20 protein-coding genes, 1 tRNA gene and 1 pseudogene are annotated in these 26338 nt (G+C 68.0%); 10 read left to right on the top strand and 12 right to left on the bottom strand.

The genetic code is table 11. From position 1 onward, the window contains the following. Positions 1-74: 74 nt before the first annotated feature. Positions 75-1259, bottom strand: a complete 1185-nt coding sequence (gene coaE / locus ATK30_RS36590) for a dephospho-CoA kinase (RefSeq protein WP_101439326.1) — start codon at positions 1257-1259, stop codon at positions 75-77. Between the two features lie 215 nt (positions 1260-1474). Here coaE and ATK30_RS36585 point away from each other — a divergent pair, with 215 nt between their 5' ends. Further along, entirely contained in the window at positions 1475-1696 is a 222-nt protein-coding gene (locus ATK30_RS36585) for a hypothetical protein (RefSeq protein ID WP_101439325.1), read from the top strand. Positions 1697-1737: 41 nt separating this feature from the next. Here the strand turns inward: ATK30_RS36585 and ATK30_RS36580 are convergent, their stop codons facing one another. Next, a complete protein-coding gene (locus ATK30_RS36580; RefSeq protein WP_101439324.1) occupies positions 1738-2178 on the bottom strand; it encodes an OsmC family protein in 441 nt (146 codons plus the stop codon). A 166-nt stretch (positions 2179-2344) separates the two neighbouring features. Between ATK30_RS36580 and ATK30_RS36575 the strand changes: the two genes are divergently transcribed. Then, positions 2345-2977, top strand: coding sequence for a TetR/AcrR family transcriptional regulator (locus ATK30_RS36575; RefSeq protein WP_101439323.1), 633 nt, complete (start codon positions 2345-2347; stop codon positions 2975-2977). 117 nt (positions 2978-3094) lie between these two features. Here ATK30_RS36575 and rpsA read toward each other — a convergent pair whose 3' ends face one another. Further along, entirely contained in the window at positions 3095-4588 is a 1494-nt protein-coding gene (gene rpsA, locus ATK30_RS36570; RefSeq protein ID WP_101439322.1) for a 30S ribosomal protein S1, read from the bottom strand. Between the two features lie 347 nt (positions 4589-4935). On the opposite strand from rpsA, the gene ATK30_RS36565 reads away from it, so the two are divergent. The 5 genes from ATK30_RS36565 (at position 4936) to ATK30_RS36545 (ending at position 10034) form a co-directional block, all read left to right on the top strand. Next, the gene (locus ATK30_RS36565; protein WP_101439321.1) at positions 4936-5799 is read left to right on the top strand and encodes a class I SAM-dependent methyltransferase; all 864 of its coding nucleotides are present in this window, start codon (positions 4936-4938) and stop codon (positions 5797-5799) included. A gap of 17 nt (positions 5800-5816) precedes the next feature. Continuing rightward, positions 5817-6710, top strand: coding sequence for a GNAT family N-acetyltransferase (locus ATK30_RS36560; protein ID WP_244194833.1), 894 nt, complete (start codon positions 5817-5819; stop codon positions 6708-6710). Between the two features lie 107 nt (positions 6711-6817). Continuing rightward, on the top strand, positions 6818-7546 hold the full coding sequence (locus tag ATK30_RS36555) for an ATP-binding cassette domain-containing protein (protein ID WP_101439320.1): 729 nt from the start codon (positions 6818-6820) through the stop codon (positions 7544-7546). Between the two features lie 26 nt (positions 7547-7572). Beyond that, a complete protein-coding gene (locus tag ATK30_RS36550; RefSeq protein WP_101441248.1) occupies positions 7573-9468 on the top strand; it encodes a YhgE/Pip domain-containing protein in 1896 nt (631 codons plus the stop codon). After that, a complete protein-coding gene (locus ATK30_RS36545; protein WP_101439319.1) occupies positions 9465-10034 on the top strand; it encodes a TetR/AcrR family transcriptional regulator in 570 nt (189 codons plus the stop codon). The genes ATK30_RS36550 and ATK30_RS36545 overlap by 4 nt, the downstream gene beginning before the upstream one ends. Before the next feature lie 1011 nt (positions 10035-11045). Here the strand turns inward: ATK30_RS36545 and polA are convergent. Beyond that, entirely contained in the window at positions 11046-13787 is a 2742-nt protein-coding gene (gene polA, locus ATK30_RS36540; RefSeq protein ID WP_101439318.1) for a DNA polymerase I, read from the bottom strand. A gap of 63 nt (positions 13788-13850) precedes the next feature. Here polA and ATK30_RS36535 point away from each other — a divergent pair, with 63 nt between their 5' ends. Next, entirely contained in the window at positions 13851-14288 is a 438-nt protein-coding gene (locus ATK30_RS36535) for a PaaI family thioesterase (protein WP_101439317.1), read from the top strand. A gap of 457 nt (positions 14289-14745) precedes the next feature. Here the strand turns inward: ATK30_RS36535 and ATK30_RS36530 are convergent, their stop codons facing one another. From ATK30_RS36530 to ATK30_RS36505, 6 genes are all read right to left on the bottom strand, one after another. Beyond that, complete coding sequence (locus ATK30_RS36530; RefSeq protein WP_101439316.1) at positions 14746-15459, bottom strand: ABC transporter ATP-binding protein; 714 nt, start codon at positions 15457-15459, stop codon at positions 14746-14748. After that, on the bottom strand, positions 15446-16375 hold the full coding sequence (locus ATK30_RS36525; RefSeq protein ID WP_101439315.1) for an ABC transporter ATP-binding protein: 930 nt from the start codon (positions 16373-16375) through the stop codon (positions 15446-15448). Before ATK30_RS36525 ends, ATK30_RS36530 begins: the two co-directional genes overlap by 14 nt. Then, positions 16372-17517 carry a branched-chain amino acid ABC transporter permease gene (locus tag ATK30_RS36520; RefSeq protein WP_101439314.1) on the bottom strand — a complete coding sequence of 382 codons (1146 nt, stop codon included), beginning with the start codon at positions 17515-17517 and terminating at the stop codon, positions 16372-16374. The genes ATK30_RS36525 and ATK30_RS36520 overlap by 4 nt, the downstream gene beginning before the upstream one ends. Further along, positions 17514-18527, bottom strand: a complete 1014-nt coding sequence (locus ATK30_RS36515; RefSeq protein ID WP_101441247.1) for a branched-chain amino acid ABC transporter permease — start codon at positions 18525-18527, stop codon at positions 17514-17516. The genes ATK30_RS36520 and ATK30_RS36515 overlap by 4 nt, the downstream gene beginning before the upstream one ends. A 94-nt stretch (positions 18528-18621) precedes the next feature. Beyond that, positions 18622-19797 (bottom strand): branched-chain amino acid ABC transporter substrate-binding protein, encoded by a 1176-nt coding sequence (locus ATK30_RS36510; protein WP_101439313.1) that lies wholly within the window; start codon positions 19795-19797, stop codon positions 18622-18624. A gap of 615 nt (positions 19798-20412) precedes the next feature. Continuing rightward, on the bottom strand, positions 20413-21027 hold the full coding sequence (locus ATK30_RS36505; RefSeq protein ID WP_009079762.1) for an ANTAR domain-containing response regulator: 615 nt from the start codon (positions 21025-21027) through the stop codon (positions 20413-20415). A gap of 196 nt (positions 21028-21223) precedes the next feature. On the opposite strand from ATK30_RS36505, the gene ATK30_RS36500 reads away from it, so the two are divergent. After that, positions 21224-21297 (top strand) — tRNA-Leu (locus tag ATK30_RS36500). Between the two features lie 145 nt (positions 21298-21442). Here ATK30_RS36500 and ATK30_RS47815 read toward each other — a convergent pair. Next, positions 21443-22123, bottom strand: a pseudogene (locus ATK30_RS47815) (tyrosine-type recombinase/integrase); the annotation flags it as partial. Between the two features lie 263 nt (positions 22124-22386). Here ATK30_RS47815 and ATK30_RS44860 point away from each other — a divergent pair. Further along, positions 22387-23436, top strand: coding sequence for an AlbA family DNA-binding domain-containing protein (locus ATK30_RS44860; protein WP_143271468.1), 1050 nt, complete (start codon positions 22387-22389; stop codon positions 23434-23436). Positions 23437-24894: 1458 nt separating this feature from the next. Here ATK30_RS44860 and ATK30_RS36485 read toward each other — a convergent pair. Continuing rightward, entirely contained in the window at positions 24895-26325 is a 1431-nt protein-coding gene (locus ATK30_RS36485; protein WP_101439310.1) for a GntP family permease, read from the bottom strand. Positions 26326-26338: the final 13 nt, after the last annotated feature.

The raw sequence follows: 26338 nt of genomic DNA, 5'->3' as shown, positions 1-26338 counted from the left end.
CGTCGTGGACTGGGCGCGCTTCATGCCGCGAACGGTAACCCCGCGCCCGACGGGACCGCACCTGGTTTTCCGGATCAGGGTTTCCAGCCGCTTTCTCCGGCCCACTTCTCCGCGCGCACGAACGCCGCGTTGACCCAGCCCTGCTTCTCCTCCGCGTACTGCTCGACCGTGCCGTCCGCGGAATGCTTGCGCGCCAGCTCTTCCTTCACCGCGGCGTAGCTGTCGCGCTCTTCCGGGTGCGCGCGGATCCAGTCGCGGAACAGCAGCGCGAGCCGCCACGCCGGGGTTTCGGTGGACCGGACGTGCAGGTTCACCGGCCGCTTCGGGTCCGCGCTCTGGTGGAACCGCTTGAGCCACTTCCCGTCACCGTCCTGCGGATCGTCCCACCATTCGCCTTCGCGGCGCGGGAAACCGGCGTCGGCGAGAGCCTCGGCGAGCGCGTCCGCATCGTCCAAAGAGGACACTGTGAGCTGGAGGTCGAGGACGTCCTTGGCGGGCAGCCCGGGCACCGCGGTGGACCCGATGTGGTCCGCGCGCACCAGCCGCGAACCCGCGATCTGCCGCAGCCGCGCGAGCCGGCGTTCGGCCTGCAGCGGCCAGCTCGTGTCGTACGGCGAGATCACCGGCGAGGCCGGCGGACGCGGTTTGCGGAGCCGGAGGTTCGCCTCGAACGGCACCAGCCGGTCCGCCCACAACGCGTCCACTTCGGCGAGCACGACGTCCGGGGTGCCGCCGTTGTCAAGCCAGACGTCCGCGACGGCGCGACGCTGTTCCTCCGCCGCCTGCGCGCGGATCCGCGCCCGCGCGTCGGCCTCGGGCATGCCGCGCACCTCGACGAGCCGCCGCACCCGCACCTCCACCGGCGCGTCGACCACCAGGACGAGGTGATACGCGGGCGCCAGGTCGTTCTCCACGAGCAGCGGCACATCGTGCACCACCACCGCGTCGTCCGCGGCCGCGGCCATCAGCTCGCCGGTGCGCTGCCCCACCAGCGGATGCACGATCGAGTTCAGCCGCTTGCGCGATTCGTCGTCGGCGAACGCGCGCGCGGCGAGCGCGGGCCGGTCGAGCGAACCGTCCTCGGCGAGGATTTCCTCGCCGAACGCCTCGGTCAATGCCGCCAGCCCGGGCGTGCCGGGCTCCACGACCTCGCGCGCGATGCGGTCCGAATCGATCACGACAGCTCCGTGTTCGGCCAGCCGGTTCGCCACCGTCGACTTCCCCGCACCGATCCCGCCCGTCAGGCCCACTCGCAGCATGGCCACACCTTAACGAGCACCGTCGTCACCCGCTCAGGCGACACCGGGGGCCCTGCACGTGCAAGCGCACAGGTACCCGCACACCCTCCGCGTAAACGCAAGCACATTTTCGGGCGTAGCCGAACTGATGTGGGTGACACGCCGCGCGCCTGCGCTGTTTTCGCGGGTCGAGTGCGTACCGTGCGCGGCGGAAGGGTCGCCCACACGGAGGAACAATGGCGGAGAAGCACGTCGGGAAGCACCGGCTCGGCACCCCGGGCCTGGTGCACTGCGTCGCCTATCGCCAGGTCTCGGAAGCACTCGCGGAGTACCGGCGCACGTGGTTCAGCGCGCTGCTCGTGCCCGCGAAGCACAGCCTGGCCGGTCTCCGCCGCCGCGCCCGGGAAGCCGCCCTGGAACACGCCTGGGTGCCTTCGGTTTCGCTGGAACGCGCCTGACCTTCCGCGGTCCGCCTCCGCACGCCGCCACCCGGCCCGGTTCAGGCCTCCCGGGTTTCGATCGCGATCTCGTGGCTCAGCGTGCGGTGCACCGGGCATTTGTCCGCGATCTCCAGCAGCCGCGCGCGCTGAGCGTCGTCTAGGTCGCCTTCCAGCGAGATCTCCCGGGTGATCCGGCTGATCATCCCGACTTCGGTTTCGCAGCGCTCGCAGTCGCGGGCGTGGACGCGGTCGTGCCGGAGCCGGACGGTCGTGCGGGTCAGCGGGATTCCCTTGCGGTCGGCGTACATCCGCAGCGTCATCGAGGTGCAGGTGCCGAGCGCGGACAGCAACAGGTCGTACGGCGTGGGACCGGCGTCCGCGCCGCCCACGCTCTCCGGTTCGTCGGCGAGGAATTCGTGGCCCGCGGTCGTGACGCGCTGGGTGTAGCGGCCGCTCCCGGCATCGGTGACGACGACAGTGCCGGGTTCCGGCTGGGTCATGAGAACGGATTCCTTCTGCTCGGGGAAGACCTGCTCAGTGCGGGCGGTCGCTTGTGGACGGTCCGGGCGCACCGGAACGACGTTCCCAAGAAGCCGTGAATATCGTATCTTCTGCTTGCGAGACGCGGACGCGCTTCCCGCGGAGCACGGGCAAAGGGGGTGGGAGATGGCCACCCGGCATCTCTCGACACGGCCGGCGGAGCAGCACAACCGCGGCCGGTTCCTCGATGCGGCGCTGACCGTCCTCTCCGAGCGCGGCGTCGCCGGATTGACCGTGCGGGCGGTAGCGGAACAGGCCGGGGCGTCCACGATCACCGTGTATACGCGCTTCGGCGGCCGCACCGGCCTGCTGGACGCGTTGTACGAACGGGCTTTCGACCTGCTGGGCGAGGACCTGCGCGCGGTTCCGCAGTCCGACGGCGACGGGATCGCCGATCTGGTCGAGGTCGCGCTCGCCTATCGCCGGTTCGCCCTGGAGAGCCCGGCTCGCTACGGCCTGATGTTCGAGCGTTCGGTGCACGACTACGACCCGGACCCGGCGTTGCGGTCGGGAGTGCTGCGCACGAGTTTCGCCGAGTTCGTCGCCAAGATCGACCGGGTCTGCCCGCGGGGCGTCGTCGCGGAGGAATGCGGCTACCTGCTCTGGACGTCGATGCACGGCCTGGTCAGCGTCGAACTGACGATCCGCTCGCAAAGCCCGCTCGACGACTGGTTCCTCGGCGCGGACGAATCCGCGCACGAAATGATGTACCGCCGCGGCGTCCGCGCGACCATCGACGGGCTGGGCCTGCGCAACTGACCGGGGCGCGCAGCACCGGAGAAACCGGCTCGCGACCCCTGCCGCTTGAGAAAACAGATCGGCCCCGGTCCGTGTGGACCGGGGCCGATCTTGTCAGAGACTCAGCGAGTCAGACGCTCACGCGCCGCCCGACAGCTTCTCGCGCAGGGCCGCGAGCTGCTCGTCGCTGGCGAGCGTGCCGCCGCTCTTCGCCTCGACCGGAGCGGACGAGGTGTAGCTCTGGTCCCCGCCCTCGATGCCGGTGGCGGCGTCGGCAGCGGCTTCGGCGTCGGCCTCGGCGGCCTTCTTGACCTGGGCCATGTGCTGCTCGTAGCGGGTGTGGGCCTCGGCGTACTGCCGCTCCCACTCCTCGCGCTGCTTGTCGAAGCCTTCCTGCCACTCCTGCGTGTCCGGGTCGAAGCCCTCGGGGTAGATGTAGTTCCCCTCGGCGTCGTACTCGGCGGCCATGCCGTACTGGGTGGGGTCGAACTCGGTCTCCGGCGTGACGCCCTCGTTCGCCTGCTTCAGCGACAGCGAGATGCGACGGCGCTCGAGGTCGATGTCGATGACCTTGACCATGACGTCGCCGTTGACCTGGACGACCTGCTCCGGGATCTCCACGTGGCGCTCGGCCAGCTCGGAGATGTGCACCAGGCCCTCGATGCCCTCCTCGACGCGGACGAACGCGCCGAACGGGACGAGCTTGGTGACCTTGCCCGGCACGATCTGGCCGATCGCGTGGGTGCGGGCGAACTGGCGCCACGGGTCTTCCTGGGTCGCCTTCAGCGACAGCGAGACGCGCTCGCGGTCCATGTCGACGTCCAGGACCTCGACCGTGACCTCCTGGCCGACCTCGACGACCTCGGACGGGTGGTCGATGTGCTTCCACGACAGCTCGGAGACGTGCACCAGGCCGTCGACGCCGCCCAGGTCCACGAAGGCGCCGAAGTTGACGATGGAGGACACGACGCCCTTGCGGACCTGGCCCTTGGCGAGCGCGTTGAGGAACTCGCTGCGCACCTCGGACTGGGTCTGCTCCAGGTAGGCGCGGCGGGACAGGACCACGTTGTTGCGGTTCTTGTCCAGCTCGATGATCTTCGCCTCGAGCTCGCGGCCGACGTAGGGCTGCAGGTCGCGCACGCGGCGCATCTCGACCAGCGACGCGGGCAGGAAGCCGCGCAGGCCGATGTCCAGGATGAGGCCGCCCTTGACGACCTCGATGACGGTGCCCTTGACGGGCTCGTCCTTCTCCTTGAGCTCCTCGATCGTGCCCCAGGCGCGCTCGTACTGCGCGCGCTTCTTGGACAGGATCAGCCGGCCTTCCTTGTCCTCCTTCTGGAGGACGAGGGCTTCGACCTCGTCGCCGACGGCGACAACCTCTGCCGGGTCGACATCGTGCTTGATGGACAGCTCGCGCGAGGGGATGACGCCCTCGGTCTTGTACCCGATGTCGAGCAGGACCTCGTCGCGGTCGACCTTGACGATGGTGCCTTCGACGATGTCCCCATCGTTGAAGTACTTGATCGTCTTGTCGATAGCCGCGAGGAAGTCTTCCTCCGACCCGATGTCGTTGATGGCGACCTGCGGGGCCCCGGTCGGGGCGGTCGGGGCGGTGGCGGTGTCGGTGGTCATTAGGCGGGTTGCTCCGGTGGATGGGTGTCGTAGGTGGATGTGAAGTTGGCTACCGGCGGTGCACGCGGCGGGCCCCGCAGTCATGGCATGCGGCGACCCTGCTCAAACGTCCGGCGACCAAACGTTCCACCAGTGAACGACCGCGGCATGACCCGCTGACGATGCGCGGCCCCGGTGGGTAGTCACCCAGGCAGCGCGAACCCCACTGCGCTAACACGTATCGTACGCGGGCCCCTCCGGGGGACACAATCAGGGTCGCCCTCGGCTCCCGGTACCTTCCGGACAACGTTTCCGCCGGTCCGGGCATTCCCCGCGCCCAGCCGGCGCCACCGGGAGAGGAGACCGGCATGCCCGAGCCCGCAGCGGCCCCGGCGGCCCTGTCCGGCGACCGCCGCGCGAGCGCCGAAGAACGGCTCGGCACCGTCGGCGTCGCGCACCGCGAGGTCGGCCGGAACGAGGCGGAAGCGGCGAATCTGGCCTGGTGGGACGCGGATGCCGACGATTACCAGGCTGCCCACGGCGGATTCCTCGGCGACGCCGATTTCGTCTGGTGCCCGGAGGGCGTGCGCGAGGAGGACGCGCGCCTGCTCGGCGACGTGCGCGGCAAGCGAGTGCTCGAAGTCGGGTGCGGGCAGGCCGCGTGCTCGCGCTGGCTCGCGTCCGCCGGAGCCGAGCCCGTCGCCACCGACCTGTCCGGCGGCATGCTCCGGCACGCCCGCGAGGGGAACGCCCGCACCGGCGCGACGGTCCCCCTCGTGCAGGCGAACGCCGAGCGGCTGCCGTTCGCCGCGGCCAGTTTCGACATCGCGTGCTCCGCGTTCGGCGCGCTCCCCTTCGTTCCGTCGCTGGAGACTGTGTTCGGCGAAGTGCGCCGGGTGCTGCGCCCGGGCGCGCCGTGGGTCTTCTCGGTGACCCACCCGATGCGGTGGATCTTCCCGGACGATCCCGGACCGCAGGGACTCACCGCGACCCAGCCGTACTTCGACCGCACGCCGTACGTCGAAGTGGACGACGACGGCACGGCGACTTACGTCGAATACCACCGCACGCTCGGCGACTACGTGCGCGCGCTCGCCGCCGCGGGCTTCGCGCTGGAGGACCTCGTCGAGCCGGAATGGCCGCCGGGCCACACGCGCACCTGGGGCCAGTGGAGCCCGCTGCGCGGCAGGCTGTTCCCCGGCACCGCGATTTTCCGCACGCGCCGCGACTGACCGGCTACGCTGCGCCGGTGAGCTCCGCAGGCCGATTCGCCGAACTCGACCCGCTCCTGCCGCCGCCCGTCCCGCTCGCGAGCGGCGACCGGCTGCGCGCGGTGACCGCGTCCGGCGCGCAGGTGTCCGCGATGCTCCAGCGCTACCGGCACGGTCCGGGCGACGCTCCCCTGCTGTGGTCGGCGGCCGAGGTGTGGCAGCTGTTCCCGGATCCGGAGACGGCGGGCACCGAAGCGTTCGACGCGCTGCTCGGCGCGCTGCGGTCCCAAGTGGACACTGAAACGCCTGGCGCGGACTCGGCGTGCGTCATCACCTGGCCGAGCCGCGACGCCGAAGCCATCCGGGCTTTTCTCGACCACGGGCTGGTTCCGTTGTCCGCATTGGCCGTTCGGCTCGCCGTCGCACCGGAAGAAATCGCCGCGGACGCGTCGATCCGCCTCGCCGGGCCGGACGACTACCCCGCGGCGCTGGCGTTGTGCACGGCGACGTTCGACTACACCGGCCTTGTGGCGCACCGGAAACGCGAGCAGACCGCGGAACTGCTCGGACCGGCGCTGCGGCGCGCGCTCGGCGAGAAGGCGACCTGGCTCGCCGAGGCCGACGGCGAAGTCGCCGCGCTCGCGCAATGCGACTGGGTGGAATCCGCACCCGGGAACGAAGCCGCCGAACTGCTCCCGACCGGACGCTGGGGGTACGTGAACAACGTCGTCACCGCCCCGGCCAGCCGCGGCCGCGGGATCGGCCGCGCGCTGATGGCCCGCGCGCACCGCGAACTGCTGAACCAGGGCGCGACCGGCACCTACCTCTACTACAACCCGACCAATCCCCTGTCGTCGGTGTTCTGGCACCGGCAGGGCTACCGGCCGCTGTGGACGTCCTGGGAGGCGCACCCCGCGTGGGCCTTGCGCTGAACGGGCCGCTCTTTGGTGTGACGTGCGGCGAGCCGCCTTGCCGACCGCCCCGCGTCAGGTCTAGCTTTTGAACTGACTGGTCAGTTCAAATCCGTGGAGTGTGTCCTGTGCAGGTCCGTGCCGACCGGGTGTCCCTGAAGGGTCCCCACGGCCCCTTGTTGCCGCCGACTTCGCTCACCGTCGAGGAGGGCTGCCTCACCGTCGTGCACGGCGAACCGGGCGTAGGCATCACCGCGCTGGCGCTGGCGCTCGCCGGACGGCTGAAGCCGACCACCGGCACCGTGACCGCCGATCCGGAGGGCGACCTGCGGCGGCTCGTCGCCGTGGTGGACTCGCCGGGGGTCAGCGAACCCGACGAGGCCTTGCCGCTGCGTGTCGTGACCGGCGAGGAGCTGGCGCTCGCACACCGTCCTTCCAGCAAGGACGCTGTCACAGCTTGGCTCTCCCAGCACGACGCTGCTCCGTACGCCGACAGCCGGTTCGAGAACCTCGAGCCCGCGTTGCGCATCCGGTTGCTCACCGCGCTGGCCGCTGAACGCGAGGGCGTGCGCGTGCTCGTCCTCGACGTGCCCGACCGGCACACCAGCGACGTCGAGCTCTGGGCCGCGGTCGCGAGGGAGCACGCCGCCCGCGGGTTCGCGGTGGCCGTGCTGGCCGCGACGACGCCGGAGTCGGCACTCCCCTGCCCGCCCGCCAAGGTCGGCGAGGTCGAGCAACCGGACCCGGTCCGGCTGTACGCCCCGCCGGAACCCGCGGAAGCCGAGCAGACCCAGCAGCTCCCGGAAACCGCCGAACTGACCGCCGAAACCGAGAACTCCGAGGGAGACCGGGCATGACCACCCCCCACAAGCGGGCCGGCGGACTGAACGCGTTCCGGATCGCGGGCAACGAGCTGCGCAGGCTGTCCACCGGGACGCTGCCGAAGCTCGCCATGTTCGCGCTCGTGATGGTGCCGCTGCTGTACGCGTCGTTCTACCTCTACGCGAACTACGATCCGTACGGCCGGCTCGACAAGCTGCCCGCCGCGGTGTTCACCGAGGACGCGGGCGCGAAGGACTCCAGCGGCGCCGAACGCAACGTCGGCCGCGAGGTCACCGACGAACTGGTGAAGTCCGGCACCTTCCAGTGGCATCAGGTGTCCGAAAAGGACGCTCGGGACGGCGTGCGGGACGACAAGTACTCGTTCGCCATCGGCATCCCGCACGACTTCTCGAAGGCGCTGCTGTCGTCCGGCAATTTCGAGCCGCAGCAGGCGACCATCACGCTCACCACCAACGACGCCAACAACTATCTGGCCGGCACCATCGCGAAACAGGTGGCCGACCAGGTCCGCAAGACGATCGCGGAGAAGGTGGGCAGCGAGGCCGCGGACAAGTTCCTCGTCGGCTTCTCCACCATCTACGGCAAGATCTCCGAAGCGACCGACGGCGCGACGAAGCTCGCCGACGGGGCGGCGAAACTCCAGACCGGGCAGCATCAGCTGGCCGACGGGGCGAGCCAGCTCGCGTCCGGGTCGGCCAGCCTCGCCACCGGGCTCGGCACGCTGAAATCGAGCACCGCGCAGCTGCCGAGCCAGACCCAGAAGCTCGCCGACGGGGCCGGCCAGGTGGCCGACGGCAACCAGAAGATCGCGGACGCCGCGTCGGTGGCCGCTTCCGCGTCCGGCGATCTGCAGGGCCGTCTCGACAGCTACCGCGCCCAGCTGAACACCCAGCTGCACGACGCCGGGCTCTCCGACAGCCAGGTGAACGACATCCTGTCCCGCCTCGATCAGCTGCGCACCCCGGTCAACGACGCGAACGGGAAGATCCAATCCGCCAACGGCGACGTGCAGAAGCTGGCCAGCGGCGCACGGCAGGTGTCCGACGGGGCGCACCAGCTGGCTTCGGCCTCGCCGCAGCTGGCCAACGGGATCGCGCAGGCGTCCGACGGAGCGAACCAGCTGCGCGACGGTTCGGCGAAGCTCAACGACGGCGAGAAGACGGCGGTCACCGGAACCGACCAGCTCGCCGACGGTTCGGCGAAGCTCCGCGACGGACTGGCCGCCGGGCTGAAGCAGATCCCGAACCCGGACGACCCGACCCGGACCGCCACGGCGAACACGATCGCCGACCCGGTCGCGGTCACGTCGAACGGGGTCGCGTCGGCGGGCACCTACGGCGCCGGGCTCGCGCCGTTCTTCATTTCGCTGGCCACCTGGATCGGCGCGTTCGTGCTGTTCCTGCTGATCCGCCCGCTGTCGACGCGCGCGCTCACCGCCGGCGCGTCGCCGCTGCGGGTCGCGCTCGGCGGCTGGATGTCCTCGGCCGTGCTGGGGCTGGGGCAGGTGATCGTGCTGTTCGCCGCGGTGACCTGGCTGGTCGGCATCCACGTGGCGCATCCGCTGGGCGCGATCGGCTTCGCGTGTCTGGTGTCGCTGGCCTTCACGTCGATCGTGCACGCGCTGAACGCGCTCTTCGGCGCGGTCGGCAAGTTCCTCGGGCTCGTGCTGCTGGTGCTGCAGCTGGTGAGCGCGGGCGGCACGTTCCCCTGGCAGACGATCCCGGACGCGCTCTATCCGCTGCACATAGTGCTGCCCATGGGCTATGCCATCGACGGATTCCGGCACCTGCTGTACACCGGCGCGTCGATGCAGATCCTCGGTGACATCGGGGTGCTGGCGGCGTACCTCGTCGGAGGGATCCTGCTGTCCACTCTCGCGGCGCGCAAACACCGAGTGTGGTCGGTCTCGGCGCTCAAGCCCGAGCTGAGCCTGTGAGAGAGGCGACCAAACGGAAGCTCTTCGAGGCCACCCTGCGGCTTTCGGCCAGCCGCGGCCTCGTCGGGCTGACGGTCGACGACATCGCGGCCGAGGCCGGGGTCGCCAAGGGGACCGTCTACTACAACTTCGGTTCCAAGGACGGGCTCGTCGACGCACTGCTCCGGTTCGGCGTGGATCTGCTCGCCGGGCGGCTGCGCGCGGCCGGGACGGACGACGATCCGCTGGCGGTGATCGAAGCCCAGGTGGACACGACGCTGGAGTTCATCGCGGAGCACCCGGGGTTTTCGCAGATCGTGGTCAGCGAGTTGTGGCATACGCCGGGGCGGTGGCACGACACGCTGGCGTTGCTGCGGGAGGAACTGATCGCGGTGGTGAAGGCGCAGCTGGAACGGCTGGACGCGGCGGGCCGGTTGCCCCCCGGGCTGGACATCGCCACGGCTGCGGCGGGGCTGTTCGGGACGATGCTGGTGGTGGCGCTGGACTGGCAGGTCTTTCATCCGGCGCGGTCCCGGGCCGACGTGCTGGAGTCGGTGATGGTGCTGATCCGCGGGCTGAAGAGGTGACGTGAGGGGGCCCGGCTCCGGTGCCGGGCCCCTGGGTCGGATGCGACGCGGCTAGTGGCAGTTGGCGCAGCAGCCGCAGCCCTTGCCGGTGCAGGCGGAGCAGCATCCGTGCCGCAGGACGGTCTGGAACAGGCGCTTGATCATGCTCGGTCCTTCCGCTTCGATCTACCTCTGCGCATATGACGCTAGGTGCGGGCTCGGGAGCGGGGGTACCGCTGACTGGGCGGGTGAATCTTGACTCGTTGGGGTGTCGTCGGGTGTCGGCTCGTCGGGGGTGTCGGCTCGTCGGGGGTGTCGGGTCGTCGGGGGTGTCGGCTCGTCGAGGGTGTCGGCTCGTCGTGGTGTCTCGTTCGGGGTCGGCTCGTCGCCTGGCGGCGACATTGCGCCTTGTCCTCGGGGGAGGCGGGCACCCCGAAGCTGATTGTGCTGACGGTCTGAGGGTGGTTGTCAAGGCGGGAAAGATGCCTTGACAACCACCCTCAGACCGCAGGGAAGGCTTCGTATCGGGGTGCAGGGCGGGGGCTGGGTGCCTGGATTGTTGGGTGCGTCGGTTGTGGATTGGCGGGGTGCGCGATCGCGTTAACTGTCCACAAGGGACGTTGAGCCATTCTGCGCGCGGGATGCCTTTGTGGGTGTCTTCCGGCCGTCTTGGGAGGGTTTCGGTTGTGGTCTTCGGCAGGAGGTCGGGGGCGTCGAAGCGGACTGGTTTCCTGAGGAGCTTGTCTGCTGGAGGTCGGCGGCAAGACTTGTTCTACCGCGCGCGTACCAGCCAGTGGGCTTCGATGCGGGTCTTCTCCTCGATCTGGTGAAGGCCGCGCTTCGCGCTTTCGGTGCACGCTCCGAGTACGTCGAGGGCACCGCGGACCCGCGACCGGCCCGCCGGATCCGGGTGCGCACGCCGCTGACTCGTGTCCGGCCTAACGGACAGGCCGCCGATCTTGGTCCGAGTGCGATACCCGCGCAATCCTCTGGCCCGGGGCCGGTCGGCGACCCCGGGCCGGGTTTCTCAGCTCAGTGTGCGGCCTCGTTCCACGAACGCCCGTAGCCGACTGACACTTCCAGCGGCACTGTCAGTTCGGCGGCCGAGCCCATGCCTTCGCGGACCAGTTTCTCGACGTCCGCGCGCTCGCCGTCGGCGATTTCCAGGACCAGTTCGTCGTGGACCTGCAGCAGCACGCGGCTGCGGGCGCCTGCTTCGGCGAGGGCGCGGTGCACGTTCAGCATCGCCACCTTGATGATGTCGGCCGCGCTGCCCTGGATCGGGGCGTTCAGCGCCATCCGCTCGGCCATTTCGCGGCGCTGCCGGTTGTCGCTGTTCAAGTCCGGCAGGTAGCGGCGGCGGCCGAAGATCGTCTCGGTGTACCCGCGCTTCGCGGCCTCGCCGACGACCGACTGGAGGTAGTCGCGCACCCCGCCGAACCGCGCGAAGTACGCCTCCATCTGCTCTTTCGCGTCTTCCGTCGAGATCTTCAGCTGCTGCGACAGGCCATACGCCGACAATCCGTACGCCAGCCCGTACGACATCGCCTTGACGCGGTAGCGCTGTTCCGGCGTGATTTCCGCGGCGGGCACGGAAAACGCGCGCGACGCGACGAACGTGTGCAGGTCCTCGCCGCTGTTGAAGGCCTCGATGAGACCCTCGTCCTTCGACAGGTGCGCCATGATCCGCATTTCGATCTGGCTGTAGTCCGCGGTCATCAGCTCGGCGTAGCCGTCGCCGACCACGAACGCGTCGCGGATGCGCCTGCCTTCCTCGGTGCGCACCGGGATGTTCTGCAGGTTCGGCTCGATCGACGACAGCCGTCCGGTGGCCGCGATCGTCTGCTGCAGCGTGGTGTGGATGCGCCCGTCGTCGGCGACCGACTTGATCAGGCCCTCGACCGTGGTGCGCAGCCGCGTCGCGTCGCGGTGTTCCAGCATGTGCTGCAGGAACGGGTGCTCGGTCTTCTCGAACAGCGACTGCAGCGCGTCCGCGTCGGTGGTGTAGCCGGTCTTGGTGCGCTTGGTCTTCGGCATGCCCAGCTCGTCGAACAGCACCACCTGCAGCTGCTTCGGCGAACCGAGGTTGATCTGCTTGCCGATCACCTCGTACGCGGATTCCGCGGCCTGCGTGACCCGGCTGAGATAGTGCGCCTCCAGCTCGGTGAGCTGGTCGACGTCGACCGCGATGCCCGCCGCCTCCAGTTCGGTGATCACTTCGAGCAGCGGCAGTTCCAGCTCGGCCAGCAGCTTCGCGCCGCCGAGCTCCTCCAGCTCGGTGGCGAGCGCGCCGGCCAGCTCGAAGACCGCGCGGGCCTTCACCAGCTCGGCGGAGATTTCCTTCTGCTCCAGCTCGTCCGCGCCGCCGTCGAGCAGCGACAGCTGGCCGTCGCCGTCGCCTGCTTCCGAGCGCAGCTCGCGGTGCAGGTAACGCAGGGCCAGGTCGTCCAGCCCGAACGTGCGCTGTCCCGGCCGGGCGAGGTACGCCGCCAGCGCGGTGTCCATGCTGAGCCCGCCGAACGTCCAGCCGCGGGCGCGCACCGCGTGCAGCGGCACCTTCAGGTCGTGGCCGATCTTGCGGATCTTCGGGTCCGCCAGCCAGGCCGACAGCGCCCGGTCGTCTGCCTCGTCCATCGCGGTGACGTCGATGTACGCGCCCTCGCCGTCCGCCGTCGCGAAGGCGACCGCCTTGAGATCGGAACGGACCGACGAGCCGGTCGTCCGGAACGACAGCGCGACCGGTTCGGCCGCACCGGCGTGCGCTTCGAGCCACGCGCCGAGCGCGCCCGGCGCGAGCGCGGAGCCGGACACCTCGAAGCCCTCGTCGGCCTCCGGTTCGGCGCTGGTCAGGGTTTCGAAAAGCCGGTCGCGCAGAACGCGGAACTCCAGCTCGTCGAAGAGCCGGTGCACCGCCTCGCGATTCCACGGGCGCAGTTCCAGCTGGTCCGGCGCGGACTCCAGCGGCACGTCGCGGACCAGTTCGGTGAGCTGGCGGTTGAGCTGGACCGAGAAGAGGTGCTCGCGCAGCGCGTCGCCGACCTTGCCCTTGACCTCGTCGACCCGGTCGATCAGGTCAGCCAGCGTGCCGAACTGCCGGATCCACTTGGCCGCCGTCTTCTCCCCCACGCCGGGGATGCCGGGCAGGTTGTCCGACGGGTCGCCGCGCAGGGCCGCGAAGTCCGGGTACTGGGTCGGCGTGAGGCCGTATTTCTCCTCCACCGCGTCCGGCGTGAACCGCACGAGGTCGGAGACGCCCCGCTTCGGGTACAAAACGGTCACCCGGTCGGTGACGAGCTGCAACGCGTCGCGGTCGCCGGTGCAGATCAGGACGTCGTAGTCGTCGCCCGCCTGCGTGGTGAGCGTGGCGATGACGTCGTCGGCCTCGTAGTTCTCCTTCGTCAGCGAAGGGATGCCGAGCACGTCGAGCACCTCTTTGACCAGGTCGACCTGGCCGCGGAACTCGTCCGGCGTGGTGCTGCGGTTGGCCTTGTAGTCGGCGTACGTCTCCGACCGGAACGTCTTGCGCGACAGGTCGAACGCCACGGCGAGATGCGTCGGCTTCTCGTCGCGCAGCAGGTTGATGAGCATCGAGGTGAAGCCGAAGACCGCGTTGGTGACCTGCCCGGTCTTCGTGCGGAAATTCTCCGCGGGCAGGGCGAAGAAGGCGCGGTAGGCCATCGAATGGCCGTCGATCAGCAGCAGCCGGGGGCGGTCGTGCGCGGCGGCGGCGGCGCCTGTGGCGTTGGCAACGGTTCGGTTCTCGGTCGGGCTCACGGGGGCGAGTCTAGGGTGAGGGTCTGACACTCTTGCGTGTCGCATACGGTTGAGGAGCAGAGAGTGACCGAGCAGACGGCGGAAATCACGCCGGGCCAGTTCGGGGGCGTCGACCCCGCGGCCGCAGGACAGCAGCTGAACGACAAGATCGGGCTGAAGCTCGTCGAGATGACTCCCGAGCGGGTCGTCGGCACGATCCCCGTCGAAGGCAACCTCCAGCCCTACGGGCTCCTGCACGGCGGCGCGAACGCCACCGTCGCCGAAGCGCTGGGCTCGGTGCTCGCCGCGCTCAACGCGGGCCCGGAACGCGCCGCGATGGGCCTGGAACTGTCCTGCACCCACCACCGCGCGGTCCGCTCCGGCACCGTGACCGGAGTCGCGACCCCGCTGCACGTCGGCCGCGGCACCATCACGTCGGAAATCGTCCTGACCGACGACGAAGGCCGCCGCACCTGCACCGCGAGGCTGACCTGCGTGGTCCGGGACCGCCCGCCCCGTTAATTGCCTCGGCTCCGCCGAGGCGCCGAGATCGCAGTGTTCAATTGCCCCGGCTCCGCCAGGGCACCGAGATCGCAGTGTTCAATTGCCCCGGCTCCGCCGGGGCGCCGAGATCGCCTTCAAGCCGGTCTCTTCCCGCCTGATTCACCCGGCCCCGGGGGCCGAGCGAACCAGGCGTGAAGAAACCGGCGCGATCTCGGGGGTCGGCTGAGTTTCGTTGAGGGGCTTTACGGGTTACCTGCGCAACCGCAGCCAGCGCACCCAACGAACGAGGCACCCACACCTCCCCCGCACCCCGATACGAAGCCAAAAACGCGGCGCGGGGGTGCTTGTCAAGGCATCTTTCCCGCCTTGACAAGCACCCCCGCGCCGTCGTCACAATCGACTTCGGGGTGCCCCACCGCAACATCCCAATGCAATGTCGCCGCCAGGCGACGAGCCGAAACCCGCCGAACCAGACTCATCCCACCCCGAGATAAGCCTCCTTGATACTGGTGTCAGCCAACAACTCCTGCCCAGTACCGGTCTTGGTAATCTGCCCAGTCTCCAGCACATAAGCCCGATGCGCCCGAGACAACGCCTGCTGCGCATTCTGCTCGACCAGCAGCACGGTCGTCCCCTGCCGATTGATCTCCGTAATAATCCGGAAAATCTGCTGAATGAACTGCGGCGCCAGCCCCATCGAAGGCTCGTCCAGCAACAACAACCGAGGCTTGGCCATCAACGCCCGCCCGATCGCGAGCATCTGCTGCTCGCCACCGGACATCGTCCCGCCGACCTGCGTCTTCCGCTCGGCCAGCCGCGGAAACAACTCAAACACCCGGTCGAAATCCGGCTGCAGATTCTTCCGGTCCTTGCGCGCATAAGCGCCCATGTCCAGATTCTCGAGCACCGTCATGCCGGGGAAAATCCCCCGCCCCTCCGGAGCCTGCGAAATCCCGCGGACCACGCGCAAATCGCCGCGCAGCCGCGAAATGTCCTCGCCGTCGAACCGGATGGAGCCGCTGGAGATCGGCCGGATGCCGGAGATCGCCCGCATCGTGGTCGATTTGCCGGCGCCGTTCGCCCCGATGAGGGTGACGATTTCGCCCTCGTTGACCGTGATGGACAGCCCGGACACGGCCTGGATCCGTCCGTAGTGGACGGAAACGTCGGAAAGCTCAAGCAGCGTCATCGTCGGGAACTCCCAGGTAAGCGGCGATCACGGCGGGGTTCTCCCGGATCTCGGAGGGAAGCCCGTCGGCGATCTTCTTGCCGAACTCCAGCACCACGATCCGGTCGGTGACGCCCATGACGAGCTTCATGTCGTGTTCGATCAGCAGGACGGTGAAGCCGTCGTCGCGGATCGTCCGGATCAGCCCCATGAGCTCTTCCTTCTCCGCCGGGTTGAACCCGGCGGCGGGCTCGTCGAGGCAGAGCAGCTTCGGCTCGGTGGCGAGCGCCCGCGCGATCTCCAGCCGCCGCTGATAGCCGTAGGGCAGGTTCTTCGCGCGGTCCGCGGCCCGGTCGGCGATGCCGACGAATTCCAGCAGCGCCATGGCTTTCTCGATCGCCTGCTTCTCCTCGCGGTGGTGCCGCGGGACTCGCAGGAGGGCGCCGAGCAGGCTCGTCTTGTGCCGCGCGTCGGTGCCGACGACCACGTTCTCCAGCGCGGTCATCTCGGAAAACAGCCGGATGTTCTGGAACGTCCGGGCGATGCCGAGCTGGGTGATCCCGTGCCGCGACGTCTTGCCGAGCGGCTTGTCCTCGAGCAGCACCTGCCCCGAGGTCGGCCGGTAGACGCCGGTCATCGCGTTGAAGCAGGTGGTCTTGCCCGCGCCGTTCGGCCCGATCAGGCCGAGGATCTCGCCGCGCCGGATCTCGAAGGACACCGAATCGAGGGCCACCAGGCCGCCGAAGCGGACGGTGACGTCGTCGACCTTCAGCAGCGTCTGCCCGTAATCGGCCCGGATCTCCCGGTCCGGCGCGACGACCTCGGCGACCTCGGCCTCGTGCTCGGCGAGCTCCTCGGCGGTCATGTTCGCGACCTCGGCCACGAGGCCGCCCTCGGCCGGGACCTCGGGTCCGTTTCCGTTGCCAGGGACCGTCATGCCCTCTCCCCCGCGTTGTCCGTGGCCAGCGAACCGTCGCTGCTGACCTGCTCGCCCTTGCCGAGCAGCCGCTGGTACGCCTGCCTGCCGTAGGCGAGCAGCCGCTGCCGCGCGCCGAGCAGGCCCTGCGGGCGAAAGATCATCAGGACGATCAGCGCCAGGCCGAAGATCAGGTACTTGTACTCCGCGATCGCCTGGAACCGCAGCGGCACGTACGCCACGACGATCGCGCCCAGCAGCACGCCGACCTTGTTGCCCGCGCCGCCGAGAATGACCGCGGCCAGGAACAGCATCGACGTGACCACGTCGAACTTCTGGTTGTTCACGAAGCCCAGCTGCCCCGCGTACAGCGCGCCGGAGAGGCCGCCGACCGCGGCGCCGCCGACGAACGCCCAGATCTTGAACTTGAACGTCGGCACGCCCATGATCTCGGCCGCGTCCTCGTCGTCGCGGATCGCGACCCACGCGCGGCCGACGCGGCTGCGCTCCAGGTTCCCGACCACGAACAGGATCACGATGATGATCGTGACGCAGAGCCAGTACCACGGGATTCCGTTGGTGTTGTTGAACAGCGGGCTGCCGTCCGCCTTCGTACCCGGCGGATGCCCGACGCCCTGGAAGCCGCGGTTGCCGCGCAGCGGGTCGATGTTGTCGGCCATCAGCCGCACGATCTCGCCGAAGCCCAGCGTGACGATCGCCAGGTAGTCGCCGCGCAACCGCAGCGTCGGCGTCCCGAGGATCACCCCGAAGATCATCGTGACCACCATCGCGATCGGCAGCACGACGAGGAACGGCAGCTTCGAAAGCGACGAATCCGGGCTCGTGAACAGCGCCATCACGTAGGCGCCGACCGCGAAGAACCCGACGTACCCGAGGTCGAGCAGGCCGGCCTGGCCGACGACGATGTTGAGCCCGATGGCGACCAGCGCGTAGCGGGCCACCTCGAACATCGCGATCGGGAAGTCGTACCCGGGCTGGGTGGTGATCAGCGGCGGGTTCAGCACCGGCAGCAGGTAGACCAGCGCCACCAGCGGGATGAGCACCCCCCACTGCTGGACCCGGGACAGCCTGTTCCACCAGTCCGAGACCGGACGGCGGCGCGCCGTCGCCGGTGCGGCGGGCGGCGTCGTAGTCGTCGTCATACCCGTGCCTTTCCGAGCGATTCGCCGAGAATGCCGGTCGGGCGGAGCATCAGGATCAGCACCAGCAGGACGAACGCGACGACGTCGCGCCACTCCCCGCCGAACAGCGACTGCCCGTAATTCTCCACGACCCCGAGCAGCAGGCCGCCCAGCAGCGCGCCGCGCAGGTTGCCGATGCCGCCGAGCACCGCGGCGGTGAACGCCTTGATGCCGAGGATGAAGCCGCCCTGGTACGAGGCGCCCTGCGGGATCTTCATCATGTAGAACAGCGCCGCCGCGCCGGCCAGCAGGCCGCCGATGAGGAACGTCAGGGTGATGACGCGTTCCTTGTTGACGCCCATCAGCGTGGCCGTGTCCGGGTCCTGCGCCACCGCGCGGATGCCGCGGCCGAACTTGGTCCGGTTGACGAACATGTCCGTGCCGATCATCAGCAGGATCGACGCCACCACGGTGATGATGGTGACGATCGTGACGCTGCCGCCGAAGATCGTGAACACCTCGTCGTTGCGCAGCAGCCGGATGCTGTTCTCCGGGTTGCCGCCGCGCCAGATGAACAGGATCTGCTGCAGCACGAAGGAAGCGCCGATCGCGGTGATCAGGAAGACCAGCCGGGGGGCGTTGCGTTTGCGCAGCGGCCGGTAGGCCACGCGTTCCAGCACCACCGCGGTCCCGCCGGACACCGCCATCGACGCGATCAGCGCGATCAGCAGGAAGCCGATCAGTTCGAAGATCGGCAGATCCGGGGTCGCGCCGGAGCGGAAACCCAGGCCGTAGAAGGTGAACCACGTCGCGAAGGCGCCGTAGATGAACACCTCGGAGTGGGCGAAGTTGATGAGTTTGAGCACGCCGTAGACGAGGGTGTAGCCCAACGCCACGAGCGCGTAGATGCTGCCGTAGGACAGACCGTCGATCGTGTTGTCCCAGAACTGGTTCAGGAACGAATTCACGTCGAAGGTGATCCAGGTGCCGCCGCCCTGCGCGAGGACGAGCGAACTGAGGTCAGGGGTCATCGACACACTAGTTCTCCATGTGGGTCCGGGGTGCGGGCGAGGCGGGATCACGCCGCCTGGCCCGCACCCCGGTACTGGAACCGAAAGCGGTGAGCTACTTGATCTCGGTGTTGCGGACGATCTTCCCGTTCTCCACCTTGTAGGTCCACACGGTGGTGGAGGCGAGCTCGCCGTGGTCGTCCCACTTGAAGTGCTTCGTGATGCCCTGGCCGTCGTAGTTCTTCACGAAGTCCAGCAGGCCGGCGCGGTCCTTCTTGCCGGCGTCGATGCCCTTGAGCAGGATCGTCGCGACGTCGTAGGCCTCGGGCGAGTAGGTGCCCGGGTCGGCGCCGGTCGCCGCCTTGTAGGCGTCGGTGAACTTGGTGAACTGGTCAGCGGGCACGCACGGGCAGGTGAAGTACGCGTTGGCCGCGGCGTCGCCCGCGCCCTTCACGAACAGGTCGTCCTTCACGCCGTCCGGGCCGACGAACTTCGCCTTGACGCCCGCGTCGTTCAGCTGCTGCGCGAACGGAGCGGCTTCCTGGTAGTAGCCCGAGTAGAAGATCGCGTCCGGCTTCTCGCCCTTGATCTTGTTGACCACGGCCGAGAAGTCGGTCTGCTTCGTCTTGACCTTGTCCTGGCAGCTCGCCTTGTCGCCGAGCGCCTTGATGGTCGAGGCGGCGAGACCGGTGCCGTACTCGGAGTCGTCCTCGATCACGCAGACCTTGTTGGCCTTGAGGTCGCCGGTGATGAACTTCGCGGCGGCCGGGCCCTGCGCGTTGTCGTTGCCCAGCGCGCGGAAGAAGGTCTTCCAGCCGTTCTGGGCGAGCGACGGGTTGGTCGCGGACGGCGTCACGGCGACCAGGCCCGCGGAGTTGAAGATGTTGCCCGCGGCCTTCGACTCGCCCGAGAACGGGAGGCCGATGACGCCGATGATGCCCGGGGTGTTGACGATCTGGGTCACGATGCCCGGAGCCTTGTCCGGCGTGCCCTCGGTGTCGAACTCCGCCAGCTTGACCTGGCAGCCCGGGTTGGCCTTGTTGTGCTGGTCGACCGCCAGCTTCGCGCCCTTGAGGATGTTCTGGCCCAGGGCCGCGTTCGCGCCGTTGATCGTGCCGGCGTAGGCGATCGAGGTCGGCGCGCACTGCGCCTTGCCGTCTCCCGCCGGGTCCGCCGCGTTCGCCGCCGCCGACGGGGCCGCGGCCTGCGGCGCGCCGCTGTCGCCGCCCGAGCCACTGCCGGTCCGCGCCGAGCAGGCGCCCAGGGAGATGACTCCCGCCGCGGCCAGCACGATGACCTTAGTGAGTCGTGCTCTCTGCACTCGTTCCTCCAAATGCCACCCGCCACGTCCCGTGGAACGGCGGGTCCCTGCGTGGGACTTCGACTGGGCGCTGAACGTAGCCGCCGGGTGAGGTGTTGCACAGAGTCACAGCGAGTCTTGTATCCACATCGTGACGGTCGTCACGAGAATTAACGGACGATTTACACTCGATCGTCTTATTGCAACGACCGAGTGAATGACTCTTCGTGTCCGAGCACCCCTCGAACGGACCTTGACCAGACGTCCGATCAATGAGTGCAGTCTAAGAACATCCCCTCCGCCATCGTGACCGCCACCACGATTACCCGGCCTCCAAGGTAGCAACCTTGCCCTTTCGCACAGAGCAGATCAACCCGCACGGGTGGGTCAGCCGTCGCCGCGACGGAAGGGTTTTCGCTGGTCAGCGGCCAGGTTCCAGGCGACACGCCGGGCCGGGACGGATCCGGCACAACGGACGGGGTCCCGCTGGACGGAAGCGCACTCCGGCGCTGGACGGTGACTCTCCGGTGTTTTTCCGGCGGCGGAAACGGAAAAAGCGGGCGCGACCCCTGGTCGCACCCGCTTGTCCGGGTGCTGGGCCGGTGCTCAGCCGATGCTTTCCACGACCGCCTCGGCGACGGCTTTCATCGTGGTGCGCCGGTCCATTGCGGTGCGCTGGATCCAGCGGAACGCGTCCGGCTCGGTGAGGCCCTGGCGGCTCATCAGCAGGCCCTTCGCCCGGTCGATGACCTTGCGGGTCTCGAGCCGGTCGGTGAGCCCGGCGACCTCGGCCTCGAGGGCCTGCAGCTCGGAGAACCGGCTGACGGCCAGCTCGATGGCGGGCACGAGGTCGCGTTTGGCGAACGGTTTGACCAGGTACGCCATGGTGCCCGCGTCGCGGGCCCGTTCGACGAGGTCGCGCTGGCTGAACGCGGTGAGAATGACGACGGGCGCGATCCGGTCGCCGGTGATCCGCGCGGCCGCCTCGATGCCGTCGAGCTTGGGCATCTTGACGTCGAGGATCACGAGGTCCGGCTTGAGGTCGGTGGCCAGCGCGATGGCCTCCTCGCCGTCGCCGGCCTCGCCGACGACCTCGTAGCCCTCTTCGCGCAGCATTTCCACCAGGTCGAGCCGGATGAGCGCCTCGTCTTCGGCGACGAGCACCCGTCGCTGCGGCACGCCGGCGGCGGCGCCGTTCGACTCGGCAGCCTGTTCGGTCACCGGTGTCCTCCTGAAGGCTCGGCGGGACGTCTTCGACACGCGGTCACCCGCGAGAGCCCAGCGTACCGGGACCGATCCAGATCCCACGATGGCGTTCACCACGAAGTGGCGGGCGACACCCAGCCCCGGCCCCAAGTCGATCACCGGACCCGGTCGCCGGAGGGGAGGGCGGATCCCGTAAAGTTTCCGGCACTGCGCCCCCGTAGCCCAACTGGCAGAGGCAACGGATTCAAAACCCGTCCAGTGTGAGTTCGAATCTCACCGGGGGCACATCATCCGACCAGCACAAACCGGCCCCGCTACCTGCGAAAACAGGTGCGGGGCCGATCTTGTTGTGTCCAGCCGTGTCCAGCTATATCGAGCCGTTCACCGGTATCCACCCCCAATACGCCCCCAAATTTTCGAACGCACGTGTTCACTCGGATGCATCAGTGCCCTCCTCCCAGTCCAGCGCCCGCTCGATGCGCTGCTGCGCCTCCGACTTGAGGCCCGCGATCACCGCGGCGTAGATCTGATGAAGCACTGCCACCGAGTGCCCAGCCCACTCGGCGCATTGCGTGGACGGCACCCCGGCCGCCAGCCAGGTAGACACACACGCATGCCGCAGGTCGTATGGACGCCTCGCGAGCGGTGAGGCGTACTCGTCTTCCGACAGCGCGGCCTTACGAGCCTTGTCCCACACCCGCGAGATCGTCGATTCGCCGATGTCCCCTCCGGTCAGGTTGCGGAAGAGGCGGCCGTCCGCTGCGAACCCGAATTGCTTCTCGTGCTCATGAAGGATGGCCGTGAGCGGCGGAGGTGATGGCATTGCGCGAATTTCCCCGGTCGCTCGTTATTTCAACTGCCGCCGGTCCCGACGCTCGCCTGAGTCTGTCCAGGCAGCGCCAGTGATCGGCGCGGTTGCCGACAATAGGAGTTCGCCCCACCCCTCCTCAGGAAAAACCAGATCCGGCTTGCACAGCATCGCGGCTTCTTCCGGTCGCAGCGCGGCGTAGTACATGCAGGCGAAGAACGCTTTCAGCATCGGACCGGAGGACCGACGCGGCGCGGTATCTACCTTCTGCGCTTCGACCGCCGCCAGCAGCTCCTTTGCCTGCCGCCGGACTTCGACGCTGACGACGCTGTTCTGCGCTCCTTCCGCGTCACGCTTGACCTCGCCGAACCAGTCACGGTCGGGTCACCGAACTACTGCTCCCACATGCGACGGGCCAACGGCGATTACGACTGGCTGTGCCCAACTCATGGGCCCGCCCACTGCGGCATCCGGGTCTTCCCCGCCCCTTCGAGCGCATCCGAATGTAACCAACTGGGAGCGATAACCGACTACACGGCAAAGTGCCCCCAAGCGAGAGGCCTCCAGTGCAGACAAAGCAGCAACTCGAAGCGCGCGCACTTCAGATAATCGCGCAAGCGAAAACCTCAGGACGCGGAGATGAAGACTCCTTTGTTGAGCTGAAATCAAGCTTCCCCGACGACCACATCAGGACGGCTCGACAAATTGCGGCGCTCTGCAACGCAGCACGCGGCAATGAAGTTATATGGTTAATTGGAATCAATGAAGATAACGGCGAACCGGTCGGCGTTTCAGATAGCGATCTTCAATCATGGTGGCCGCAGGTTGAGAAGTGTTTTGATGAGTTTTCGCCTGATTTTGTCAATCTCAATGTTCCAGTCCAAGACGGGCGCGCTACAGTCGTCGCCCTATTCTTCGCGACCGATAGAGCGCCATATGTCGTGAAGACAAAGAACGGAAGTGGAGTGGATAGGGAAGTTCCATGGCGCTCAGGAACCAGGACAAGGTCCGCGAAGCGAAGCGAACTAATCAGCATACTCCACCCAGAACGAAGGATGCCCGGAATGGAGCTGCTTCGCGCCGAGGGGAGCATCACTTGCCAAAGCAGGCGCGAAGTGGCCAATCCTTACCATAATTCAGGAGGTCGATACACGAAGTCAACACTGCCTCCCAGCGTCTCAGCTTCCTTCCCTGTGGATGTATTCGTTGACGCAACACACCCGATCACATTTCCCACCCATCGTGCCTCAGCCTTGCTATCAATATCATTTCTAAGTGATCCAATTCCGCTGCGCGTAGCATTCGGCCCCCCGAGCTCGACGACGTGGCTGGACGTGAATGACTATGCCGCACTGGTTAAGAACCCTACACTTTTATCCGCGTATCTCAGAGGACCCGTCATTCCGGTTGATTATTCGAAGTCCGCATCAGAACAAGACATGCAGCTGTACAACTTCATTAGCCAACTGACGGCGGAAAACTTTCTAGAGCTAGAAATAGAATTAGTTGCAGCAAAAGATCTAGGATTCTGGAAGTCGTCGACAAAACTGCAGCAGCAACGAGACAAAAACGAACGTTTTCCAGACCACTGCACGATAGTCTGGAAATCGCTATAACCTGCAGTCTCAGTAAGGCTTTCGACTAGGCCAGCAGCACCATCCACTCAGTGCCAGTTGTCAATGAGCTCTTGGCAACGCGGACAGTTCTTCAAGTTCAAACCGCCCGGCCGGTCCGCGAACAGACGATCGAGCACGAGGACCAACTCCGTTTCACACAAGGATTGGCTGGGTTCCTGCCGATCAACCCCATTGGGTAGAACTGCATGGCGGAGGCCGGTTGGCGCGGCTTCGGGTGCCCGCCGATCCCCTCGCGTCCTCATGCTGAGCGGACCAGGTTTCGTACGCTCAAACCCTGCCAGGAATGCCGGAGGATCATCTCCCTCCTCGTGGACGTCACGGCCATGCTTTGCGCTTGCGTCCGCGGCCGACGGTAGCTCAGTCATACACCGGAGTCGCCAAAAGCGCACGCAGCGTTTCACAGTCTCCGCATCTCACTCTTGCGCCGTCATAGCAGGTGACAACTTCGGCTGGGGTCAACTTGGCGTAGCCAGCCGGTCTACGTATCCAGCTACAACGTGCCCCATCGGCTTGCCCGGCAGGCGCTCAGCGGCCGGTAGTCGACCTGAACCACCCCCGTTACCCCCGTTACGCCCCCAAATTCCAGTCGTTGGCTGCTCAACTGCAGGTCAAAGCGCACTCCCTGCCCGGATTCAAAACCCGTCCAGTGTGAATTCGAATCTCACCGGGGCACGGACGACAGCTACACAAGAGAGCGCTCGTCTGAGCGCGCGAATCTTGTGCGTCAGTCATCTGATCGGCGATCCCCTCCGCGAATGCCGTCACCTCCGGGACGTCCCCGGCGGGCAGCGCCTCGACACGATCGTCGCCCAGCAGTCGTACTGCGAGCCGGACTACCTCGAAGAGCCTCCTCGGCAACTCAGGCGCTGCCTCGGCAAGCACGGGCAAAGCCTCCAGTTCGTTGTACGTGCCTCGCAATCCCCGAGCGAACGGATCGTCCGGATCTCCGGCCTGTGCCTGCCGGAGAATCGATTACTGGCGCTTCTCGATCTTGGCGGTGCCGCCTTCCAGCGAGACGCGCTTCCGAGCTCGCTCCTCCGCAGCGACTTTGTCCGCCGACGAAGCCTCGCCGAGCAACAGGCGTACCCGTTCTTGCCCGAACACCCGGTCGGAAAGAAACTGGGCAACCGCCTGCAGCGCGGATACTCCAACTGGCGCGAGACCTCGGTCGGAGTCCGGTCGAGGTGCCGTGCGATCGCACCGGTCGACGCTGGCGGCTGGAGCAGGAAACGGCAGATGCCAAGCCCGTTGGTGTTGTTCAGCGCCGCACCCCGACCGTCGCTTCGTCCACAGTGGCCGGTGATGCGACACCGAACGGGTCGATCGGATACTGGATGATCGAGGGACGCGAACCTCCGTGCTTCACGGCAACAATCGCACCGGCCGAGCACGCTCGGGATGAGCAAGACCGATCCGGGACGCAGCGTGCGCAGGCGGTCAACCTGCGATGGCCCACAGCAGCAAGGCCATGCCGAGTCCCAGAACGCTTACCAGGGTCTGCACGACGGTGTGCGTCTTCGTCGCCTCCGACAGGCTCATCCCGAAAGATTCCTTGACCAGCCAGAAACCGGCGTGGTTGACGTAGTTGAGGCCGATGGATCCGGCGCCGATGGCCACGACGAGGAGCGAAGCCTGCAATCCCCCGCCGGCGGTGGACAGCGGGGCGACGATTCCGGTGGCGGCGACGATCCCCACGGTGGCCGAGCCGGTGGAGGCCGACAGCAGCAGAGCGAGCAGCCAGCCGAGCACGATGAGGTTCAGGTGGGCGCCGGTCGCCGCCGCGGCGACGGCCTTGCCGATGCCGGAGTCCTTGAGCACCTGGTTGAAGGCCCCGCCGCCGGCGATGATCAGCATGATCCCGGCGACCGAGCGGAGGCTGTCGCCGAGCGCCTCCCGGACGTCCACGCCCCGCGCCCGCAGCGGAGACGCGGTGCCGGCGAGCACGAACAGGAAGCCGGCCAGCATCGCCAGCACCGGTTCCCCGGTGAAAGTCAGCAGCTTCCGGACGGGGCTGGCACCGGCGAGCGTGAGCTCGGCGAGGGTGCGCAGCAGCATGAGGGCGACCGGGACGAGCACCGCGGCGAAGGCGAACCCGGCCCCCGGCCCGCGCTTGGCGGTGTCCTCGTCCGACGGGCCTGATCCGGTGCCGACCCGCACCGCGGTCTCGCTCGGGCTCGCCGAGGTGAACTGGTCGACGAGCGCCGCGCTGGGCCGTACGTCCGCCAAGCGCGGTGCGATCCAGCGCGCGTAGACCGGCCCGGCCAGGACGATGGTGGGAATCGCGCAGACCAGTCCGACGCCGATGGTGAGCCCGAGATTCGCGTGCAGCCCGGTCTGGGCGGTCAACGGTCCCGGATGCGGGATCAGCATTCCGTGCAATGTGGACAGTGCGGCGATCGCGGGCAGGCCCAGCAGCAGGTACGCCGACCCGCGCGTGCCGCCTTCGTCCTCCAGCCGGCGAGCGATGCTGAAGATCAGCGGCAGCAACACGATGAGCCCGACTTCGAAGAACATCGGGATCCCGATGACGACGGCCGCTCCGGTCACCAACCAGGGCAGCGAGCGAGGTCCCGACCGGGCGAGCACGGCCCGCGCGACGGCATCGGTCACCCCGGCCTCCGACAGCAACCGCCCCACCATCGCCCCGAGGGCGAGCGGAAGGCCGATGCTGCCGAGCGTGTTCCCGGCGCCGTTCTCGACGGAATCCGGCAGCTTGGCCAGCGGTTCGCCGGCTGCCAGGCCCGCGGCGACGGAGACCACGATCAGCGCGACGAACGGGTGGAACCGCAGCCGGGAGTTGATCAGGACGAGCAGGACCGCGATCGCGGCGGCGAGGTCGAGCAGCAGAAACCAGGTGTGCGCGGTCATCGGGCACCTTCCG

The organism is Amycolatopsis echigonensis (genome assembly GCF_002846615.1).
GTDB classification, from domain to species: domain Bacteria; phylum Actinomycetota; class Actinomycetes; order Mycobacteriales; family Pseudonocardiaceae; genus Amycolatopsis; species Amycolatopsis echigonensis.
Note: the sequence above shows the minus strand (reverse complement) of the source record. Positions and strands in the feature narration are given on the sequence as shown.

What these genes read in the sequence shown, in the direction of transcription:
- coaE (WP_101439326.1), bottom strand. Translation starts at nt 1,259, where the DNA reads ATGCTGCGAGTGGGCCTGACGGGCGGGATCGGTGCGGGGAAGTCGACG.
- ATK30_RS36585 (WP_101439325.1), top strand. Translation starts at nt 1,475, where the DNA reads ATGGCGGAGAAGCACGTCGGGAAGCACCGGCTCGGCACCCCGGGCCTG.
- ATK30_RS36580 (WP_101439324.1), bottom strand. Translation starts at nt 2,178, where the DNA reads ATGACCCAGCCGGAACCCGGCACTGTCGTCGTCACCGATGCCGGGAGC.
- ATK30_RS36575 (WP_101439323.1), top strand. Translation starts at nt 2,345, where the DNA reads ATGGCCACCCGGCATCTCTCGACACGGCCGGCGGAGCAGCACAACCGC.
- rpsA (WP_101439322.1), bottom strand. Translation starts at nt 4,588, where the DNA reads ATGACCACCGACACCGCCACCGCCCCGACCGCCCCGACCGGGGCCCCG.
- ATK30_RS36565 (WP_101439321.1), top strand. Translation starts at nt 4,936, where the DNA reads ATGCCCGAGCCCGCAGCGGCCCCGGCGGCCCTGTCCGGCGACCGCCGC.
- ATK30_RS36530 (WP_101439316.1), bottom strand. Translation starts at nt 15,459, where the DNA reads ATGACGCTGCTTGAGCTTTCCGACGTTTCCGTCCACTACGGACGGATC.
- ATK30_RS36525 (WP_101439315.1), bottom strand. Translation starts at nt 16,375, where the DNA reads ATGACGGTCCCTGGCAACGGAAACGGACCCGAGGTCCCGGCCGAGGGC.
- ATK30_RS36520 (WP_101439314.1), bottom strand. Translation starts at nt 17,517, where the DNA reads ATGACGACGACTACGACGCCGCCCGCCGCACCGGCGACGGCGCGCCGC.
- ATK30_RS36515 (WP_101441247.1), bottom strand. Translation starts at nt 18,527, where the DNA reads ATGACCCCTGACCTCAGTTCGCTCGTCCTCGCGCAGGGCGGCGGCACC.
- ATK30_RS36485 (WP_101439310.1), bottom strand. Translation starts at nt 26,325, where the DNA reads ATGACCGCGCACACCTGGTTTCTGCTGCTCGACCTCGCCGCCGCGATC.